The 15,311-nt window shown below is 73.3% G+C and carries 16 protein-coding genes and 1 riboswitch; of the genes, 6 read left to right on the top strand and 10 right to left on the bottom strand.

Annotation, left to right across the window (positions count from 1 at the left end):
- Positions 1-51: 51 nt before the first annotated feature.
- A complete protein-coding gene (locus tag JOD66_RS19350) occupies positions 52-1,053 on the bottom strand; it encodes an asparaginase (protein ID WP_204838447.1) in 1,002 nt (333 codons plus the stop codon).
- A gap of 49 nt (positions 1,054-1,102) precedes the next feature.
- On the opposite strand from JOD66_RS19350, the gene JOD66_RS19345 reads away from it, so the two are divergent.
- Complete coding sequence (locus tag JOD66_RS19345; RefSeq protein ID WP_204838446.1) at positions 1,103-1,771, top strand: YdeI/OmpD-associated family protein; 669 nt, start codon at positions 1,103-1,105, stop codon at positions 1,769-1,771.
- Positions 1,772-1,829: 58 nt separating this feature from the next.
- Here the strand turns inward: JOD66_RS19345 and JOD66_RS19340 are convergent, their stop codons facing one another.
- From JOD66_RS19340 to JOD66_RS19300, 9 genes are all read right to left on the bottom strand, one after another.
- Positions 1,830-3,113: an HNH endonuclease signature motif containing protein gene (locus JOD66_RS19340; RefSeq protein WP_204838445.1), complete on the bottom strand. Its 1,284-nt coding sequence runs from the start codon at positions 3,111-3,113 to the stop codon at positions 1,830-1,832.
- A 62-nt stretch (positions 3,114-3,175) separates the two neighbouring features.
- The gene (thiC, locus tag JOD66_RS19335; protein WP_204838444.1) at positions 3,176-4,846 is read right to left on the bottom strand and encodes a phosphomethylpyrimidine synthase ThiC; all 1,671 of its coding nucleotides are present in this window, start codon (positions 4,844-4,846) and stop codon (positions 3,176-3,178) included.
- The gene (gene thiD, locus JOD66_RS19330; protein ID WP_204838443.1) at positions 4,843-5,523 is read right to left on the bottom strand and encodes a bifunctional hydroxymethylpyrimidine kinase/phosphomethylpyrimidine kinase; all 681 of its coding nucleotides are present in this window, start codon (positions 5,521-5,523) and stop codon (positions 4,843-4,845) included. The genes thiC and thiD overlap by 4 nt, the downstream gene beginning before the upstream one ends.
- Positions 5,520-6,080, bottom strand: coding sequence for a thiamine phosphate synthase (locus JOD66_RS19325; protein WP_204838442.1), 561 nt, complete (start codon positions 6,078-6,080; stop codon positions 5,520-5,522). Before JOD66_RS19325 ends, thiD begins: the two co-directional genes overlap by 4 nt.
- Positions 6,077-6,844 (bottom strand): thiazole synthase, encoded by a 768-nt coding sequence (locus tag JOD66_RS19320; RefSeq protein ID WP_204838441.1) that lies wholly within the window; start codon positions 6,842-6,844, stop codon positions 6,077-6,079. Before JOD66_RS19320 ends, JOD66_RS19325 begins: the two co-directional genes overlap by 4 nt.
- Entirely contained in the window at positions 6,841-7,050 is a 210-nt protein-coding gene (thiS, locus tag JOD66_RS19315; protein ID WP_204838440.1) for a sulfur carrier protein ThiS, read from the bottom strand. The genes JOD66_RS19320 and thiS overlap by 4 nt, the downstream gene beginning before the upstream one ends.
- Positions 7,047-8,045, bottom strand: a complete 999-nt coding sequence (locus JOD66_RS19310; RefSeq protein ID WP_204838439.1) for an FAD-dependent oxidoreductase — start codon at positions 8,043-8,045, stop codon at positions 7,047-7,049. The genes thiS and JOD66_RS19310 overlap by 4 nt, the downstream gene beginning before the upstream one ends.
- Positions 8,045-8,635 (bottom strand): thiamine phosphate synthase, encoded by a 591-nt coding sequence (gene thiE, locus JOD66_RS19305; protein WP_204838438.1) that lies wholly within the window; start codon positions 8,633-8,635, stop codon positions 8,045-8,047. The genes JOD66_RS19310 and thiE overlap by 1 nt, the downstream gene beginning before the upstream one ends.
- Positions 8,627-8,736, bottom strand: a riboswitch (TPP riboswitch). Its footprint overlaps the gene before it by 9 nt.
- A complete protein-coding gene (locus tag JOD66_RS19300; protein WP_204838437.1) occupies positions 8,702-9,811 on the bottom strand; it encodes an FAD-dependent oxidoreductase in 1,110 nt (369 codons plus the stop codon). (Overlaps the previous riboswitch by 35 nt.)
- A gap of 172 nt (positions 9,812-9,983) precedes the next feature.
- On the opposite strand from JOD66_RS19300, the gene JOD66_RS19295 reads away from it, so the two are divergent.
- The 5 genes from JOD66_RS19295 (at position 9,984) to JOD66_RS19275 (ending at position 15,209) form a co-directional block, all read left to right on the top strand.
- Entirely contained in the window at positions 9,984-11,294 is a 1,311-nt protein-coding gene (locus JOD66_RS19295) for a choice-of-anchor P family protein (RefSeq protein WP_204838436.1), read from the top strand.
- Positions 11,295-11,384: 90 nt separating this feature from the next.
- The gene (locus tag JOD66_RS19290; protein ID WP_204838435.1) at positions 11,385-13,076 is read left to right on the top strand and encodes a fumarate hydratase; all 1,692 of its coding nucleotides are present in this window, start codon (positions 11,385-11,387) and stop codon (positions 13,074-13,076) included.
- Positions 13,077-13,115: 39 nt separating this feature from the next.
- On the top strand, positions 13,116-13,484 hold the full coding sequence (locus JOD66_RS19285) for a hypothetical protein (RefSeq protein WP_204838434.1): 369 nt from the start codon (positions 13,116-13,118) through the stop codon (positions 13,482-13,484).
- A 37-nt stretch (positions 13,485-13,521) separates the two neighbouring features.
- Complete coding sequence (locus JOD66_RS19280; RefSeq protein WP_204838433.1) at positions 13,522-13,785, top strand: TFIIB-type zinc ribbon-containing protein; 264 nt, start codon at positions 13,522-13,524, stop codon at positions 13,783-13,785.
- A gap of 35 nt (positions 13,786-13,820) precedes the next feature.
- Positions 13,821-15,209 carry a class II fumarate hydratase gene (locus JOD66_RS19275; RefSeq protein WP_204838432.1) on the top strand — a complete coding sequence of 463 codons (1,389 nt, stop codon included), beginning with the start codon at positions 13,821-13,823 and terminating at the stop codon, positions 15,207-15,209.
- The last annotated feature ends 102 nt before the right edge of the window (positions 15,210-15,311 follow it).

The following is a 15,311-nucleotide window of genomic DNA, read 5'->3' as shown; positions in this document are numbered from 1 at the left end:
ATGTGGCGTGCCCCGCGGGCCAGCAGTGCGTGAATGGTCGACGGCCCGCCGCTACGGACGTCCCCGCACCTCGAACGCGCTCGCCAGGTCCGCCCGCGCCACCGGCCCCCGCAGCGCCAACGCCCACAGCAGCAGCCGCGCCTTGACCGGCGAGAGCCAGCCGGCGCCGACGGCGCCACGGGCGAGCAGGTCGGTCTCGGAGCCCGGGTAGCCGTACATCGCCCGTCCGGTGGGGCCGGAGCCGGTGCGGGACGCGAACACGACCGGCACCTGACGCGCGAGCCGGCCGACCGCCTCGGCCATCCGCGCCGAGACATGTCCGGCGCCGAAGCCGGCGATGACGACGCCGTCGACGTCCTCGGGCCGGATCGCGTCGAGGACGTACCCGTCGTCGCCGAGGTAGGTCGCGACGAGCGGCACCCGCGGGTCGCCGGACTCCTGGCCCGCGGCCAGGTGCAGCGGGGGCGTCCGGCCGGGCGGGACGCCGTACACGATCTCACCCTCGACGCAGCGCCCGATCGGGCCGAACACCGGCGAGCGGAAGGCGCCGGTCGACATCGAGTCGGTCTTGGCGACCCAACGGGCCTGGTGCAGCTCGTCGTCGAAGGCGACCAGGACGCCGCGCTCCCGCGACGCCGACGCGAGGGCGCACCGCACGGCGGTGAGCAGGTTGGCCGGGCCGTCCGCGCCGGCGGCCTGGGGGGAGCGCATGGCCCCGGTGAGCACCAGCGGCTCGGGGCGCTCCCAGAACAGGTCCAGCAGGTACGCCGACTCCTCGAGCGTGTCGGTGCCCTGGGTGAGCACGACCCCCTGCGCGCCCGCGGCGACGGCCGCCCGTGCCCAGGACAGGGTGCGCAGCACCGTGGGCTCGTCGAGCGACGGGCTGGGCAGGGTCGCGAGCGTCTCCGCACGCACCGTCGCCGCCTCCGCGAGCCCCGGAACCGCCGCCGCCAGGGCAGTCGCCGACAGCGTCGGCACCACCTCGGTGCCGTCGGTCGAGGTGGACGCGATGGTGCCGCCGAGCGCTCCGATCGCCACGGTGGGGAGGGTCATGTGCCCAGCATTCCGCACCGCTGTCGGCTCTCGGTGGCAGGCTCGTCGCATGGCACGCGACACCAGTCCCGGACGACCGGGCGGCAGCCCCGAGCGCCCGGCCCGCTTCTTCGCCGGCCCCGAGGAGTTCGACGCCTGGCTCGCCGCCCACCACGACACCGAGACCGAGCTGTGGATGGGCCTGTACAAGAAGCACGTCCCCGACCGCGGCCTGACCTGGGCCGAGGCGGTGCCGGTCGCGCTGTGCTGGGGCTGGATCGACTCCGTCGCGCAGCGCATCGACGAGGACGCCACCCGCCAACGCTGGACCCCGCGCCGCAAGACCAGCATCTGGAGCAAGGTCAACATCGACCTGGTCGAACAGCTGCGCGCCGAGGGCCGGATGCAGCCCTCCGGCCTGGCGATCTGGGAGCAGCGGCGCCGCGACGTCGCGCCCTACACCCACGAGGTCGACGGCGAGCTGGTCCTGCCCGACGCGTACGCCGACCGGCTGGCCGCCTCCCCCGCCGCCACCGCCTTCTGGGAGGCCGCGACCCGCACCTACCGCCGGATCTGCATCAACTGGGTGACCACCGCCAAGCAGGAGGCGACCCGCGACCGGCGGATGGCCCAGCTGGTCGAGGACTCCGCCGCGGGGCGGCTGATCCCGAGCCAGCGCTACGGCGAGATCCCGAAGTGGGTGGAGCGGGCGGCCGCCGCGGCGGCGGCGGCCGGCTGATCCGGGACATGCCTGAAGCCCCGCAGCCGGCTGGGCAGCGGGGTCCGGGGCTCGGTCGCTAGGCGTCGGGCGCGGGGATCGGGTGGGTGCCGCGGTAGTCCACGCGGAACCGGAACCCGGCCGGGCTGGTCCACACATAGGTCGCCGGGTCCGGGATGTCGTAGCACCAGCGGGAGTGGGTCTTGGCGCGATGGTGACGGCGACACAGCGGAACCAGGTTGCACGGACACGTCGGCCCACCCTGGTCGTGGGGTGTGGCGTGGTCGAGGTCGCACCGGGTCGCAGGGCGGGTGCAGTGGGGGAACCGGCAGGTCGGATCGCGCAGAGCGACCTGGGCGCGGTGGCGGTCGGGGATCTCGTAGGAGTCGACCGGCACGTGGTCGGCCAGGTCGATCACCGGCCGCACGATGATCGTGGTGTCACGGGTCTGGAGCCATTCATGGACCTGAGCGGTGGTGACCGGGCAGCGACCCTCGTCCCACCGTGCGACCGGGTTGGCCCCGGCCAGGCTGGTGTCGGTGACGTGCACGTTCAACACCACGTTGCGGCCCGGGACGGTCGCGACCACCGCACCGGTGTCGGGGTCGGGGATGAGCAGGTCGAGCGCCAGATCCTGGCGGGCCAGCTCGGCGGCAGCCTTGGACCGGCGCACGTCCAACGAGGAGTCATCGCCGAGCCGGCCCAACACCTCGGCCCGGCGGGCGACCGCGAGGTCGAGGTCGCGCCCGTCGGCGGCATCCAGCAGTGCGTCGAGGTGGACCAGCCCGTGCTGGTCGACCTCACCCACATCGAAGCGACGCTGGTCGGCAGCGCCCTTGCGGTCGGCTTCGGCCCGCTCGGGGTCGAACCGGAGCGTCGCTTCGGCGACGAGGCGTTCGAGCTGGGCCCACCCGACCCCGGAGGCGTCGTAGAGCTGTCGGTCCACGAATCCCGCCGCCTCAGCGCTCAGAGCGTGGGTGAGGTCGGCGATGCGTTCGGCGCGCCAGGGCGCCAGCCGGCCGGCCAGGACCGCGGCGTAGACCCGGGGCAGCCGCCACGCGCAGGCGAGGACGCGTCCGACATAGGCCCGGCCACCGTCGGGGGTGCGGCCCAGGACGGCGACGAGCTCCATCAGCGCGAACTCACTGACCAGCGGCGCACCGTCGCCCGCGATCGGGACACCGGTGTCGAGGAAGCCCCCGGCGATCGTCGCCGCGCCCTCGGGGCCGGTGATGATGTGGTCGCTACCCCAGGCGGCGATGTCCTCCCACTCCTCGATCACCAGCGCGTTGCGGGAACGGATCCGCTCACCCACCCGCGACAGCAGAGCTGCTGTCGCACGGGGCTGGGTTCCGAGATCCATGACCGGATGCTCTCACCAGGGTCCGACACAAAGCCGGGCCCTGGTGAGAGCGGGACGTCAGCTCAACGGGCGGGCTCGACGTACACCGACGCCCCCAGCTCCAGGAACTCCGCCGACTTCTGCGCCATCCCGTCGGCGGCGAACCGCTCCCGCACGTCCTGGCTGATCCGCATCGAGCAGAACTTCGGCCCGCACATCGAGCAGAAGTGCGCGGTCTTGGCGTTCTCGGCGGGCAGCGTCTCGTCGTGGAACGACTCGGCGGTGACCGGGTCGAGCGAGAGCGCGAACTGGTCGCGCCAGCGGAACTCGAAGCGCGCCTTCGACAGGGCGTCGTCCCAGTCCCGGGCGCCGGGGTGGCCCTTGGCGACGTCGGCGGCGTGCGCGGCGAGCTTGTAGGTGATCACGCCGGTCTTCACGTCGTCGCGGTCGGGCAGGCCGAGGTGCTCCTTGGGGGTGACGTAGCAGAGCATCGCGGTGCCGTGCATGGCGATGGTGGCGGCACCGATCGCGGAGGTGATGTGGTCGTAGCCGGGTGCGACGTCGGTGGCGAGCGGCCCGAGCGTGTAGAACGGCGCGCCGTGGCACCAGTCCTGCTGGAGCCGGACGTTCTCCTCGACCAGGTGCAGCGGGACGTGGCCGGGCCCCTCCACCATCACCTGGACGTCGTACTTCCATGCGCGCTGCGTCAGCTCCGCGAGCGTGCGCAGCTCGGAGAGCTGGGCCTCGTCGTTGGCGTCGGCGGTCGAACCGGGGCGCAGCCCGTCGCCGAGGGAGAACGAGACGTCGTACTGGCGGAAGATCTCGCAGAGCTCGTCGAAGTGCGTGTAGAGGAAGTTCTCCTCGTGGTGGGCGAGGCACCAGCCGGCCATGATCGACCCGCCCCGGCTGACGATCCCGGTCACCCGGTTCGCGGTGAGGGGCACGTAGCGCAGGAGTACGCCGGCGTGGATGGTCATGTAGTCGACGCCCTGCTCGCACTGCTCGATGACGGTGTCGCGGAAGATCTCCCAGGTCAGCCGGTCCGCCTCGCCGTCGACCTTCTCGAGCGCCTGATAGATCGGCACGGTGCCGATCGGGACGGGCGAGTTGCGGATGATCCACTCCCGCGTCGTGTGGATGTCCTCGCCGGTACTGAGGTCCATCACCGTGTCGGCGCCCCAGGTGATCGCGTGGGTGAGCTTGTCGACCTCCTCGGCGATGGACGACGTCACGGCTGAGTTGCCGATGTTGGCGTTGATCTTCACCAGGAACCGCCTGCCGATGATCATCGGCTCGGACTCCGGGTGGTTGACGTTGGCCGGGATGATCGCGCGGCCGGCGGCGACCTCGCTGCGGACCAGCTCGACGTCGCAGCCCTCGCGGAGGGCGACATAGCGCATCTCCTCGGTGACGATCCCGGCGCGGGCATAGGCCAGCTGGGTCACGTTCGCGCCGCGCAGCGGCCGTCGCCTCGCGCCGCGCCACTCATCGCGGGCCGCGCCGCGCCGGATCGCGCTGCGCCCGTTGTCGACGAGCTGGGTGGCGCGCCCGTCGTACGCCGTGGTGTCGGCGCGGGCGGCGATCCAGCCCGCCCGCAGGGCCGGCAGGCCGACCTCGGGGTCCGAGCCGGGGCCCGAGGTGCAGTAGCGGTCGAAGGTCTCGCCGTTGGTCAGCGCGACCCGGGTGAACGGCACGGCCAGCTCGCCGGTCTCGTCGCTCTTGAGGATCCTGGTGTGGGCGGGGTGGACGGTCATCGGGGCTCTCCTTCGGTGGGGGTGTGCAGGTGGGCGACCGGGCCCCGGCCGCGGCCGAGGGTCCAGTCCTTGCTGAGCTGGAGCTGGCGGGCGACGAAGGCGTCGGCGCGGGCGGCGGCGGTGGCGAGGTCGGCGCCGTGGGCGAGATGGGCGGCGAGTGCCGCGGAGTGGGTGCAGCCGGTGCCGTGGTCGTTGGTCGTCGCGATGTCGCCGCCCCGGGTGACCAGCACCCGGCCGCCGGGCCGGCCCAGCGCCTCGAACTCCTCCTCGTTGGGCGTGGCGACGGTGGCGACCGGCAGCAGCACGTCGCGATAGGCGGCCACGACCTCGGCCGGCGCGAGCACCGCGCCCGACGTCGCCACGATCACCGGGTCGACGACGAGCAGGCGGTCGGCGCACCGCTCGGCGACCAGGCGCACCACCTCGGGCGTGGCCAGCATCCCGGTCTTCACCGCGACCGGCGCGAGGTCCTCGAGCACCGCGTCGAGCTGGGCGGCGACCACCGCGACCGGCACCGGATGGATCGCCCGCACCCCCGTCGTGTCCTGCGCGGTGACCGCCGTGACCACGCATGCGCCGTGGACGCCGAGCGCGGCGAAGGTCGCGAGGTCGGCGGCGATGCCGGCCCCGCCGCTGGAGTCGGTTCCGGCGATGGTGAGGACGACCGGCGGGCTCATCGCACTGCCTCGACCAGCGCCGCGACCACCGCCGCCGGGTCGGGAGCCCGCATCACCGCGCCCATCACGGCGACGCCGTAGGCGCCGGAGTCCCGCGCCCGTGCGGCGTTCTCGGGCGTGACCCCGCCGAGCGCGTAGACCGGCAGCGGTGCCGCGGCGAAGGCCGATGGGTGGAGCGGCGGTCCGTAGCCGGGCTTGCTCGCCGTCGGCGCGTACGGCGACAGCGTGGCCCACCACGCCCCGTCGGCCGCCGCCCGCTCCAGGTCGGCCCGGCTGTGGCAGGAGCGTCCCCAGCGGGTCGCGACCACGGGGACCGGGGCACCGGCCGGGAGGTGCACGCCGCCGCAGCCCGGCACGGCGCGGTGCGCGGCGACCACCTCCAGCCCGCGGCCGCGCGCGTGGTCGGCGAGCGCGGCCCGCTCCCCGTCCGGCAGGTCCGGCTCGCGGAGGAGCACGGTGCGCAGCCCGCCGTCGGCGGCCGCGCTGATCACGTCGCACAGCGAGCGTCCCGAGGGCAGCTGGCCGCGGTCGGTCAGCAGCACCACCCGGCGGCTCACGAGATCAGCCCCAGCACCGGGCTCGACGCGCGGGCCCCGGCCCGGCGCGGCACCCGGCCGGCGCCGTACGCGAGCCGGCCCGCCTCGACCGCCAGCCGCAGCGCCGCGGCCATGGCGACCGGGTCCTCGGCCCGGGTCACCGCCGTGGCGGCGAGCACGGCGTCGCAGCCCAGCTCCATGGCGAGGGCGGCGTCGCTCGCCGTGCCCACGCCCGCGTCGAGGACCACGGGTACGTCGACCGCGGCCCGCACCGCCGCGATCGCGTGCGGGTTGAGGACGCCCAGGCCCGAGCCGATGGGTGAGCCGAGCGGCATCACGGCCGCGCAGCCGACGTCGACCAGCCGGCGGGCCAGGACCGGGTCGTCGGTCGTGTAGGGCAGCACCACGAAGCCGCGCCGGACCAGCTCCTCGGCCGCGTCGAGCAGCTCGACCGCGTCGGGCAGTAGCGAGGTCTCGTCGCCGATCACCTCCAGCTTCACCCAGTCGGTGCCGAGCGCCTCGCGGGCCAGCTCGGCGGTCAGCACCGCCTCGCGGGCCGACAGGCAGCCGGCGGTGTTGGGCAGCAGCCGCACCCCGGCGTCGCGGAGGGCGGCGAGCAGGCCGCCCTCCGCGAGGGAGGAGGTCCTGCGGATCGAGACGGTGACCAGGCCGGGTCGCGCGGCCGCCAGCACCGGCTCGACGAGCGCGGTCCGGGGCAGCCCACCCGTGCCGAGCAGCAGCCGCGAGGACAGCGGCTCGCCGGCGATCACGAGCGGGGTGCTCATCCGCCCTGCACCGCCGTCACGAGCTCGACCACATCACCGTCGGCCAGCCGCCGCGACGACCAGCCGCCGCGCGGGACGACCTCCTCGTTGACGGCGACCGCGATCCCGTGGGGGCGGGCGGCGCCGAGCCGGAGCTCCAGCAGGTCGGCGACGGTCGCCGCGTCGACGGCGACCGGCTCTCCATTGCAGGTGATGGTCAGGGTCATGGTTCTCCTCCGAAGGTGCGACGGGGATCGAGGCACGGCTCGACGTGACCGGTCTCGAGGTGGTCGGCGACCAGCCGCGCGGTCAGCGGCGCCAGCAGGACGCCGTGCCGGTAGTGGCCGGCGGCGAGCACCACCCCGGCGACGCCGGCGGGGCCCACCAGCGGCAGGCCGTCGGCCGTGGCGGGACGGTCGCGGGCGGTGCCCTCGACCAGCTCGGCGCGGTCCAGCGCGGGCCACAGCGCCCGCCCGGCGGCCAGCAGCCGCAGCGCTCCCCCGGCGCTCACCACCGGCGGTCCGGCGTGCGCCTCCGAGGTCGCGCCGAGCACCACCCGGCCGTCGCCACGCGGGACCAGGTAGACGGCCTCGCCGCCCACCCAGCCGCGGACGGTACGACGGGGCGGGTCGTCGGAGCGCAGCCGCAGGATCTCCCCGCGCACGCCGGACACCAGCCCGCGCCACGGCTCGGGCAGCGCGGTCCCGGTGGCGACGACGGTCGCCTCGGCGTCCGGCCGTGGCGTCCCGCGCAGCTCCACCCGCGCCAGCAGGGCCGCACAGACCGCGCGCGGGTCCACGCTCGCCTCCTCCGGCAGCAGCGCGCCGCCGGCGACCCGCGCCAGCGACGGCTCCGCGGAGCGGACGCCGGCCCGTCCCAGCAGCTCGACGCGATGTCCGTGCCGGTGCAGCAGCGCGGCCTGCCGCTCGACCTGCTGGAGGTCACCGGCGTCGTAGCCGGCCAGGAGGGTCCCGGTCCGGCGCAGCTCGACGCCGAGGCGCGCCGCCAGCGCGGGCCACAGCCGCAGGGAGGCGAGGCCGAGCCGCAGCAGCTCCTCCTCGCCGTGCCAGACCTCCGCGGCCGGACTGAGCATCCCCGCGGCGGCGTACGACGCTCCGCCGACCGGGTCGGGGTCCACGACGACGACGTCGAGGCCGCGCCGGCCGAGCTCCTCGGCGACCGTCAGCCCGACGATCCCGGCGCCCAGGACGTCGACCCGCATCAGCCGACCGCCGCGACGAGCTCCTTCGCTGCCAGCAGGGGATCCGGTTGTCGCCAGATCGCGCCGATCGCCGCCACGCCGGCGGCACCGGCCGCGCGCACCTCGCCGGCGGTCGCCGCCGTGATGCCGCCGATCGCGACCAGCGGCAGCACTCCGGCCGCCTCGCTCACCGCGGGCACGCCCAGCGGGCCGGGCAGTCCCCGCTTCGAGGCGGAGGCGAAGACCGGCCCGAAGCCGGCGTAGTCGGCCCCAGCATCCGCGGCGGCGGCGACCTCCGCGCGGGAGCGACAGGTGGCGCCCACCAGCAGCGCCGGAGCCAGCCGGCGGGCGTCGGCGACGGCCAGGTCGTCGGCGCCGAGGTGCACCCCGTCGGCGTCCGCGGCGAGCGCGACGTCGAGCCGGTCGTTGACCACGACCAGGGCGCCCGCCGGGCGCACGGCCGCGACCACCGACCGGGCCAGCGCGACCAGCGCGCCGGTGGCCAGGGACTTCGCCCGGACCTGGAAGCCGTCGACCCCGGCGTCGGCCAGGGCGGGCAGCAGGGAGAGGTCGTCGCGTTGCGAGACCAGGCAGAAGAGGTGAGGCGTCATCGTTTCCGTTCCTTCGCCGGCATGATCCGGATCAGGTGTGACGGTCGGAGCGGCTCCAGCTCCCTCTCAGCCCGCTGCCGCGGACTCCCGTGGGTTGTCGGCCGCGACGTTAGCACCCTCGTGCGTCGTGAGGTAGCGCCGCACCGCCAGGGCGGCCGCGCGACCCGCCCGGTTGCCGCCGATCGTGCTGGCCGAGGGGCCGTAGCCGACCAGCTGCACCCGGGGGTCCCGGACGGCGGTCGTGGCGGTCTGAACGTCGGCGCCGCTCTGCAGCAGCGCGATCCCGCCCCGCTCGCTGCGCAGGTGGAGCGGCGCGAGGTGGGCGACGGCGGGCCGGAAGCCGGTGGCCCACAAGATCACGTCGGCCCGCTCGAAGGACCCGTCCGCCCAGCGCACGCCGTCGGGCTCGATCCGCGCGAACATGTCGCGGCGCCGCTCGTAGACGCCGAGGCGGGCCGCCTCCTGCTCCTGGGGGCGCAGTGCCAGGCCGGTGACGCTGACGACGCTCGCGGGCGGCAGCCCCTCGCGGACCCGCTCCTGGACCAGGCCGATGGCGTGCCGGCCGACGTTCTCGTCGAAGTCGTCGCGCCACACCGGTGGCCGCCGGGTCACCCAGACCACCTCGGTGAGCGGCGCGAGCTCGCCGAGGAACTGCACGGCCGAGGCGCCGCCGCCGACCACGACGACCCGCTTGCCGCGGAAGTGCTCGGGGCCGGGGTAGTCGGCGGTGTGCAGCTGCTCGCCGAGGAAGGTCGCGGCGCCCGGGTAGGCGGGCACGAACGGCCGGGTCCAGGTGCCGGTGGCGTTGACCAGGGTGCGCGCGGTCCAGGTCCGCTCCCCCGCGTGGACCACCAGCAGCCCGCCCTCGTCGGTGACCCGGTCCACCCGCACCGGCCGGACCACGGGCAGCCGGTGGTCGTCCTCGTAGCGGCCGAACCACGCGGGCACCACCACATTGGCCCGCTCGCGCGAGTCGCCGGGAGCCGGTGCGTCCGGCAGGTCCGCGACACCGTGCACGTCGTGCATCGACAGCGAGTCCCACCGGTGCTGCCAGGCGCCGCCGGGACCGGGGTTGGCGTCCAGGAGCACGTGGTCGATGCCGAGCCGGGTCAGGTGGAAGGACGCCGACAGGCCGGCCTGGCCGGCGCCGATGACCACCGCGTCGTAGACGTGCACGCCGGCAAAACCACCGTTCCGGTGCGGATATGCCCCGCGGCGTGACATTGTGAGTGATTCTTCGTTAAAACCTCACGGAAATCACCACCTCGGCTCGCTCGGCGTGCCCGGATGGTGGTTTCCTTGGGGGGACATCCGAATACCGTCATCACACGAATGGGAATGGGGTCCCGTGAACGTGCGCAAGTTCGTCTCCTTCTTTGCCTTCGCCTTGGCAGGCGCGGGGCTGGTCGCCGTTCCGGCACCCGCGGCGCAGGCCGCCGACCCGGTCTACTGGTCCTACGCCGCCAGCACCGGCGCGACGTACGTCAAGGTCCTCGACGGTGTCGTCCAGTCCGACCTGACCGCGCAGTCCGGTGTCACCGGCGGCGCGAAGTCCAGCAGCTCCAAGAACAGCACCGCCGCCGTCAACGTGCTCAACCTCGCCCAGCTCGGCGCGGTCGAGACCAAGACCGACGCGGTCGTCTCCCAGGTCCTCGGCCAGCCGCAGACCACGCTCAAGTCGTGGGCGCGGGTGGCCAATGTCAGCCTGCTCGGCGGCCTGATCACCGCCGACGCGCTCGAGACCACCGTCAGCACCACCGGTCGGGCCGACGGCAACGGCTCGGCGACGGCCAACCACAAGCTGGCCAACATCAAGATCGCCGGCGCCAAGCTGCCGCTCAACATCCCCAAGAACTACGCGGTCACCATCCCCGGCATCGCCAGCGTGACCCTCAACTACACCCTGCACGGCAAGGTCGAGCAGCCCGAGGGCGACCTGATCGGCACCATGAGCTGGGCCGTCGGCGTGACCCTGCTGCAGCCCTTCGGCGGCTACTCCGCCGGCGTCACGCTGCTGGTCAACCCGGTCAACCAGTACCTCTCCGAGGTCCAGCCCTCCTCCGGCGCCGGCCTGTTCGGCACCGCCTACGGCAGCCGGGTCCAGGCCAACGTCTCCGACGCCGTCACCGTCGTCAGCGACCCGACGGCCCGGGTGATCACGCCCTTCGGCTCGAGCAACGGCCAGACCAAGACCAACTCGACGCTCGCGGTCCGGGTGCCCGGCATCCTGACCACCGGCGCGATCTCCTCGACCACGAACTCGACGAAGGACGCCTTCGGCAACGCCGAGATCACCAACACCAACCGCACCGCCGGCATCGACCTGCTCGGCGGCCTGGTCAAGGCCACCGCGGTCAAGGTGACCGCCCACGGCAAGCTCGCCGACGGGCAGTGGACCTCCGACATGAAGCTGGAGCTGGTCAACCTCGTCATCGCGGGTCAGCGGATCCCGATCGACGTCGCGCCCAACACCATCCTCAACATCGCCGGGCTCGGCCAGGTCGCGATCAACCTGCAGCAGACCGACACCAGCGTCGGCTACCAGAACATGATCACCGCGGTGAAGGTCACCCTCGACACCGCCCAGGCCGGCCTGCCGGTGGGCGCGGTGATCGAGCTCGGCGTGGCCTACACGGGCATCGTCCCGCCGGCCGCCTGAGCAGTCGCACGCACGACCGTCGAGGGGTCGGGTCGCCATCAGGCGGCCCGGCCCCTCGGCCGTTGCGGAACGGCGATATCCTCGGTAGCCGTGGCTGAAGCTGAGTTCCGTTACTCCGACCTGCTCCCCACCGGCAAGGACGACACGCCCTACCGGTTGATCACCACCGACGGCGTCGAGACCGTCGAAGGACCGGACGGCCGGACCTTCCTCAAGGTCTCCCCCGAGGCGATCCAGCAGCTCACCGCCGAGGCGATGCACGACATCAGCCACTTCCTGCGCCCGGCGCACCTCGCCCAGCTGCGCAAGATCATCGACGACCCCGAGGCCTCGGGCAACGACCGCTTCGTGGCGCTCGACCTGCTCAAGAACGTCAACATCTCCGCGGGCGGCGTGCTCCCGATGTGCCAGGACACCGGCACCGCGATCGTGATGGGCAAGAAGTCCGAGGGCGTGCTCACCGGTGCCGACGACGCCGAGTGGATCTCGCGCGGGGTCTACGACGCCTACACCAAGCTCAACCTGCGCTACAGCCAGCTCGCCCCGCTCACGACGTACGACGAGAAGAACACCGGCTCCAACCTGCCGGCCCAGATCGAGCTCTACTCCACGCCGGGCGCCGACGGGAAGTCGCCGGAGTACAAGTTCCTCTTCATGGCCAAGGGCGGCGGCTCGGCCAACAAGTCGTTCCTGTTCCAGGAGACGAAGGCGATCCTCAACCCCAAGCGGATGCTGGAGTTCCTCGACGAGAAGATCCGCTCGCTCGGCACGGCCGCGTGCCCGCCGTACCACCTCGCCGTGGTGATCGGCGGCACCAGCGCGGAGTTCGCGCTCAAGACCGCGAAGTACGCCAGCGCGCACTACCTCGACAACCTCCCCACCGAGGGCTCGATGGACGCCCACGGCTTCCGCGACCTCGAGCTCGAGGAGGAGGTCTTCAAGCTGACCCAGTCCTTCGGCATCGGCGCGCAGTTCGGCGGCAAGTACTTCTGCCACGACGTGCGGGTCGTCCGGCTCCCTCGCCACGGCGCCTCCTGTCCCGTCGCGATCGCGGTGTCCTGCTCCGCCGACCGCCAGGCGCTCGGCAAGATCACCGCGGAGGGCGTCTTCCTCGAGCAGCTCGAGACCGACCCGGCGCAGTACATGCCCGACGCCGGTGTCGCCGAGGACATCTCCGGCGGCGAGGTCGTCAAGGTCGACCTCAACCGGCCGATGAGCGAGATCCTGGCCCAGCTCTCGTCGTACCCGGTCAAGACGCGGCTCTCCCTCACCGGCCCGCTCGTCGTGGCGCGCGACATCGCGCACGCCAAGATCCAGGAGCGCCTCGACGCCGGCGAGGAGATGCCCGACTACCTCAAGAACCACCCGGTCTACTACGCCGGCCCGGCCAAGACCCCCGAGGGCATGGCCTCCGGCTCGTTCGGCCCCACCACCGCCGGCCGGATGGACTCCTACGTGAAGTCCTTCCAGGCCGCCGGCGGCTCGATGGTCATGCTCGCCAAGGGCAACCGCTCCAAGCAGGTCACCGAGGCGTGCGGGGAGTACGGCGGCTTCTACCTCGGCTCCATCGGCGGCCCCGCCGCGCGGCTCGCCCAGGACTGCATCAAGAGCCAGGAGGTCATCGAGTACCCCGAGCTCGGCATGGAGGCGGTCTGGAAGATCGAGGTCGAGGACTTCCCGGCCTTCATCGTCGTCGACGACAAGGGCAACGACTTCTTCACCGACCCGGGCGGCGCGGTGACCGTGCCGATCACCGGCATCCGGGTGCGCTCGGCCGAATAGCCGCCGGGTAGCCCGCCCTGCCCCGGGTACCGCCGGGGCATGGCTGTCACCGCGTTCCAGGACCTCCCGCTCGCCGACCGCGACCGCTCGTGGGACGGCGACGCCGCCGAGAAGCGCGTGCGCCGCTGGGCGGGCGCGGAGGACGAGCCCAACGAGAAGTACCGCGACGCCCACGTCTGGTACGACGCGGACGCGAAGGACAACTTCACCGCCTACAAGCTGCTCATCGCCGATGTCGTCGACGACCGGCTGGTCGCCGTCCCCCGAGGCGTGATGGCGGCCGGCAACGTGCTGCAGGGCGCCCGGGGCGGCGTCGACCTGCCCGACAAGGACGTCGACCGGGTCAAGAGCCACCTGGCGAAGTACTACCACAAGCTGGACGACACCGCGCCCTGGGACGAGGACTGAGCGGGAACCCTGGAGCAGTGCGAGCCGTTCACCAGGCATGCGCTGCCCCATCGACGAGACCACGCTGGTGATGAGCGAGCGGAACGGCATCGAGATCGACTACTGCCCCCAGTGCCGGGGCGTGTGGCTGGACCGCGGCGAGCTCGACAAGATCATCGACCGCTCCGTCGGCCTTCCCCAGCCCACCGCGGCCCCGCAGCCGCAACAGCCGCAGTACGACGGCTACCGCGAGCCTCGCCAGCAGCAGGGCTACTCCAAGAAGCGCAAGCGCGAGTCCTGGCTCAGCGAGCTCTTCGACTGAGCGCGGCCCAGGGGGGCGCGCAGTACGGTCGGAGGGTGAGCACTCCCGGCTTCCGCACCGAGCACGACTCCATGGGCGACGTCCTCGTCCCCGCCGACGCCCTGTGGCGCGCCCAGACCCAGCGCGCGGTCGAGAACTTCCCGATCAGCGGCACCCCGATCGAGCCGGCCCTGATCCACGCCCTCGGCCACGTCAAGGCGGCCGCCGCGAGCGCCAACGCCGCGCTCGGCGTACTCGACGCCGAGGTCGCCGACGCGATCGCCACGGCCGCCCGCACGGTCGCCGCCGGCGAGCACGACGACCAGTTCCCCATCGACGTCTTCCAGACCGGCTCCGGCACCAGCTCCAACATGAACGCCAACGAGGTGATCGCCTCGCTCTGCGCCCGGGCCGGCGTCACCGCCCACCCCAACGACCACGTCAACGCGAGCCAGTCGAGCAATGACACCTTCCCGACCGCGATCCACGTCGCCGCCGCGCTGGCCGTCACCGGCGAGCTGGTGCCGGCGCTCGAGCGGCTCGCGGCGTCCTTCGAGGCCAAGGCCGAGGAGTTCGCCGGCCTGGTGAAGTCCGGGCGCACCCACCTGATGGACGCGACCCCGGTGACGCTCGGGCAGGAGCTCGGCGGCTACGCCGCCACCCTCCGGTACGGCGTGGAGCGGCTCGCCGCCGTCCTGCCCCGGGTGCGGGAGCTCCCCCTCGGCGGCACGGCCGTCGGGACCGGCATCAACACCCCGCCCGGCTTCGCCGCCGCCGCGATCGCGGCGCTGGCCGAGGCGACCGGCCAGGAGTTCACCGAGGCGCGCAACCACTTCGAGGCCCAGGGCACCCGGGACTCGCTGGTCGAGCTGTCCGGCGTCCTCAGGACGATCGCGGTCGGGCTCACCAAGATCTGCAACGACCTGCGCTGGATGGGCTCGGGCCCGACCACCGGCCTCGCCGAGATCCACCTGCCCGACCTCCAGCCGGGCTCCTCGATCATGCCCGGCAAGGTCAACCCGGTGCTGCCGGAGGCGACGCTGATGGTCTGCATGCAGGTGATCGGCAACGACGCCGCCGTCACCGCGGCCGGCGCGAGCGGCAGCTTCGAGCTCAACGTCGCGATGCCGGTCCTGGCCCGCAACGTCCTCGAGTCGGTCCGGCTGCTCGCCGCCGCCTCCCGCACCCTCGCCGAGCGCTGCGTCGACGGCATCACCGCCGACGCCGACCGGATGCTGCGCTACGCCGCCTCGTCGCCGTCGGTGGTCACGCCGCTCAACAAGTACCTCGGCTACGAGGCGGCCGCCACGATCGCCAAGCAGGCGCTCGCCACCGGCAGCACCATCCGCGAGACCGTGCTCGCGCTCGGGTACGTCGAGCGCGGCGAGCTTACCCTCGAGCAGCTCGACGCCGCCCTCGACCTGCCGTCGATGACCCACCCCTGAGGGCCGGTCGGCGGATTCATCACGGGATGTAGGCGAATGGCCGCTTCTGTAGCGGAGTTCCGCTACAGAAGCTCGCACTCACCTACATCCCGTGATGAATCC

This window comes from Nocardioides nitrophenolicus, assembly GCF_016907515.1.
Lineage (GTDB): Bacteria > Actinomycetota > Actinomycetes > Propionibacteriales > Nocardioidaceae > Nocardioides > Nocardioides nitrophenolicus.
This window is presented reverse-complemented; position numbering and strand designations above follow the sequence as displayed.